This is a genomic window from Kitasatospora sp. NPDC093558, from assembly GCF_040683475.1.
Taxonomy (GTDB): domain Bacteria; phylum Actinomycetota; class Actinomycetes; order Streptomycetales; family Streptomycetaceae; genus Kitasatospora.
In genome coordinates this window covers 1-1,192 of record NZ_JBFBDY010001293.1, presented here as the reverse complement: position 1 = coordinate 1,192, position 1,192 = coordinate 1, and the positions used below count along the sequence as shown (strand labels likewise).

Below are 1,192 nucleotides of genomic sequence, written 5' to 3'. Positions count from 1 at the left end.
GCTGGTCGAGTACGCCAGCAGGCGCTTGAGGTCGGTGGCGACCGCGGCCTGGACGATCCCGTACACCGCCGAGACCGCGCCGAGCGCCACCGTCAGCAGCCCCCACCAGCGCGGACCGCCGCCCAGCAGGTCGAAGCCGGTCCGGATCACGCCGTACGCGCCGAGGTTGACCATCGCCGCGCTCATCAGCGCCGAGACGTTGCTCGGCGCTTCGGGGTGGGCCCGGGGCAGCCAGGCGTGCAGCGGCACCGCGCCGGCCTTCGAGCCGAAGGCGGCCAGGGTGAGGACGAAGACCGTGCCCCGTACGGACGGTGACATGCCGCCGGCTCCGGCGCGCAGCGCCGCGAAGGTCTCCCCGCCCGCACGGGCGGCGAACAGTGCCAGGGCGGCGAGCAGGGCGACCAGCCCGAGGTGCGTCATCACCGCGTACCAGACGCCCGCCTCGCGCACCGAGGCCCGCCGCCGGTGCTCGGCCACGACCAGGAGCAGCGAGGAGGCGGCCATCAGCTCCCACAGCAGCAGGAAGGTCGAGACGCTCGCGCCGGTGGGCACCATGACCAGCGACCACGCGAACAGCGGCAGGACGGCCTGCACGCCCCGGCCCGACAGTCCGTGCCGGGTGTAGCCGATGCCGTACACGGACGCCGCCAGGATCACGCCGCCGGACACCGCGATGAACAGGCCGGACAGCGCGTCGACCGCGAGGTGCACTCCGGCCAGCGGGAGCAGGTCGGGTAACGAGACGGACCACCGCTGCCCGTTCAGCGCGGCCACCCCGGCGACCAGGCCGGCGGCGCCGACACCCGCCGTGCACGCCCCGACGGCCACCGGCCGGGCGCGTTCGGGCAGGACCGACCCGCCGGCCGCTCCGGCGGTGGCCAGGGCGCCGGCCGCCGCCAGCGCGGGGGCGATCGCGCTCACCGTCCGGTCACCCGGCGCAGCGCCGCGACGATCGCGGCCGGTTCGGGCGGGCAGCCGGGCACTTCCAGGTCCACCGGCACGACGTCGGCCGCCGCGCCCAGGACACCGTAAGCCCCGGCGAACAGGCCGCAGTTGAGGGCGCAGTCGCCGACCGCCACGACGACGCGGGGCTCGGGTGTGGCGTCGTAGGTGCGGCGCAGCGGGTCGGCCATGTTCCGGGTGACGGGGCCGGTGACGAGCAGCACGTCGGCGTGGCGCGGGGAGGCGACCA

Annotated in this window: 1 protein-coding gene and 1 pseudogene; both read right to left on the bottom strand. The window is 76.3% G+C overall.

The features are described from left to right. Nucleotides 1-921: proton-conducting transporter membrane subunit (locus AB0O00_RS40470; protein WP_363659657.1), on the bottom strand; the 921-nt coding region annotated here is incomplete at its 3' end. Further along, nucleotides 918-1,192 (bottom strand): annotated as a pseudogene (locus tag AB0O00_RS40465) (oxidoreductase); the annotation flags it as partial. The gene AB0O00_RS40470 and the pseudogene AB0O00_RS40465, both read right to left, overlap by 4 nt.